Source organism: Rhizobium sp. SVR5-9E, assembly GCF_056755095.1.
In genome coordinates this window covers 1-2405 of the sequence record NZ_JBNDHS010000197.1, presented here as the reverse complement: position 1 = coordinate 2405, position 2405 = coordinate 1, and the positions used below count along the sequence as shown (strand labels likewise).

General features: G+C 57.0%; 3 protein-coding genes. 2 read left to right on the top strand and 1 reads right to left on the bottom strand.

The features are described 5' to 3' along the window. Positions 1-358: 358 nt before the first annotated feature. Positions 359-592 carry a DUF6894 family protein gene (locus ACPYOJ_RS34270; protein WP_481420206.1) on the bottom strand — a complete coding sequence of 78 codons (234 nt, stop codon included), beginning with the start codon at positions 590-592 and terminating at the stop codon, positions 359-361. A 554-nt stretch (positions 593-1146) separates the two neighbouring features. On the opposite strand from ACPYOJ_RS34270, the gene ACPYOJ_RS34265 reads away from it, so the two are divergent. Both ACPYOJ_RS34265 and ACPYOJ_RS34260 read left to right on the top strand, forming a co-directional pair. Beyond that, the gene (locus ACPYOJ_RS34265; protein ID WP_481420205.1) at positions 1147-1545 is read left to right on the top strand and encodes a DUF4174 domain-containing protein; all 399 of its coding nucleotides are present in this window, start codon (positions 1147-1149) and stop codon (positions 1543-1545) included. 540 nt (positions 1546-2085) lie between these two features. Continuing rightward, a partial coding sequence (locus tag ACPYOJ_RS34260) for a cyclic nucleotide-binding domain-containing protein (RefSeq protein WP_481420204.1) occupies positions 2086-2405 on the top strand: 320 nt, incomplete at its 3' end.

Here is a 2405-nt window from a genome sequence, read left to right as displayed (position 1 = left end):
GTTCAATCTCATCGTCTGTGCAAGAAAGTAGCTCGAAAACAGATGACATGATCGCTCTCCATTGGGGCAAGAGCAGACTGTCTCTCAAGCGGTCGTCACCCGGTTGCATACGTGGACCGATGACAAACTGTACGCCTCAACGGCGCCCATAGCAAAGGAATTAGGTTGTCCGCTAACGGACAAAGAGAAGCCTCGCCTGAGCGGGGCAGTCTGATCCAGAGGATCGCGCGGCCTTCCGAAGGGCAAGGAAGGGGCAAAACAATCTGCCTGCCACACGATCCCGAATAATAAACGGCCTAGCTCTATCGAATGTTCCGGCACCTGACCGCCATTTCTCGGCGCGGTTCATCTGATGGAGTCAATCGAGGACCATGAAGCCGAACGGCAGAACCGCGACGATATCGCCGCTTTCATCGACGATTTCGAAGCGCTGTGCCGCGATCTGCTCGCCGCCCATCACTGATTCCGCAATCATCTCGCGGGCAGCGTTGCGGGCCTCTTGCTGAACGGCGGCAACGTTCGGCAAATCGACACCTTCGTCGTCTTCGATCAATTGATCCCCGGTACGGATGTGAAAATAATACCTCGTCATCGACGGCAATCTCCTGCTATGCGTTCAGAGAACAATGAGGGCTGCGCATTGTTCCGGTCGGTGTGCGTCTGGTAGCGAGAATGACAGGTCCCGCCAGGATCGCGAGTGGGCGCCACGCCGGCGCTTAACAGGAAAACTGCCGCGCGGCCGCTCCGATAACCGATCGATCTAGCAAGCGTTCCGTTACCGTACGGACGAAAACCCGCCGAAGCTGGCCGGTTACGCGGTAACGGGGAAAGGTGACCGTGCGAAACCAGGGTGACGGCTGCGGTTCCGACCCTGGCGGCTAGTTCAGGAAGACCACCGCGCGGCCAGCCGCCTCGACAGCCGACTTGATAGCATGGGCGAGCGGCTTGATCGGTTTATTGAAAATCAGCCATCGCGACGGACGACGACGCGGGGGTAGCCACGTGAAGCGACATTGACTATTCCATTGCCGGTGGAGGCGCACCATCACCAGAGCTAATTATTAATTCGGATGGCTGGTTGGGACGTACGTTGCCCGCCACGGAACTCCCGGCTGGCGCAATCGTTAGTCTGGCCGGGAGGTACCCATGCTCAAGTCGTTATTAGCCGAAATTATTGGCATCGATGAACAAACCACGCACCCGGCTGACAGCCTAGCTGCTTTCAAAGGGACCGCGCGGATCCTAGTGATATTTGATGACAGCACAGGAGAACTTCTGGGCCTTCAAGACGAGGCGTTGACCCTCGAAGCCCTTCGCGTATTGGGCATCACCGTGGCGCATGTTCTTGGCAATTCGGCTGTGCAAGTATCGAGACGACCGACACATCTGACTGCGTCGGATGTTCGTAAGGAAACCTCAGGACCACAGGTTGGCACTTTTGGAATCGTCCTCGTTGACAAGGACGGTTCCATTATCCTGAGATCAGATGAGCCGGTGAGTGCGACCGATTTTGCAAAAGCTGTTGGTGCCGCGTCTGCCGTATAGCAACGTTCATCGACTTTGCTCAAACCGGCGCGAGCTGGTGACCTGAAGTGACCGTAGGCTTTTGCGAATTCAATCGCGGCGACCGCTTCTCACGATAATACCCGCGAAGCGGTCGTTTCAGTAATTACGATATTCTCCAATGGACCCCGTCCAAAAGGTTCAAAAACGGCGAGCCCCTGGTCTTATGGCGGCCGCGGATATTGGGTAACGTGACCGTCATGGCTGTGCTTGGGGGCTACAGCGCCTGAAACTAAAGCTCCGGCAGCGCCCGCGGGTCAATCATCAGTTGGGATTAGGATCGAAGGGCCCGCCCCTACAAGCGAGCCCTTGCCGCTCGGACCTGGAAGGAAGCGAGGGCTGCGCACCGAGCCGGTGCACAATCTGAGTTCGACAATCTTCCTGAGCGGAAGCGCGCCGGATTTATCTGAGAACTGATGGAACATATCTCGCATAGGACCATTGTCCCACGTCGGTTCAATTTCTACGGGTGCGGACCGCTTGAGAGACAATCTGCTCTTGCCCCTTTAGGAGGAGCGGAACATGCTCGATGGAAACGCAACACTGAACATCCTCATCGCAGGGATGGATAGAGATACGGCTGAGGCCGTTCTGAATGGCTCCGAGCTGATTGACCTGGAGCTCCATCAACAGCTACAGGCTCCGAATAAGCCCATCCAGTACGTCTATTTTCCCGAAACAGGGGTGAACTCGATCATTGTCCACGCGCCGCGCGGTCTCGAGATCGAAACCGGGCTTGTCGGGAAGGAAGGAATGGTCGGAACGAACGCGCTCGCCGGGATCATGCAGTCCCCGGATGAAGTCGTCGTCCAGATAGCCGGCAGCGCCCGTCGCCTGCCGCT

Excerpts from the sequence above, each read along its gene's own strand:
- ACPYOJ_RS34270 (WP_481420206.1), bottom strand. The coding sequence starts at position 592 with ATGACGAGGTATTATTTTCACATCCGTACCGGGGATCAATTGATCGAA.
- ACPYOJ_RS34265 (WP_481420205.1), top strand. The coding sequence starts at position 1,147 with ATGCTCAAGTCGTTATTAGCCGAAATTATTGGCATCGATGAACAAACC.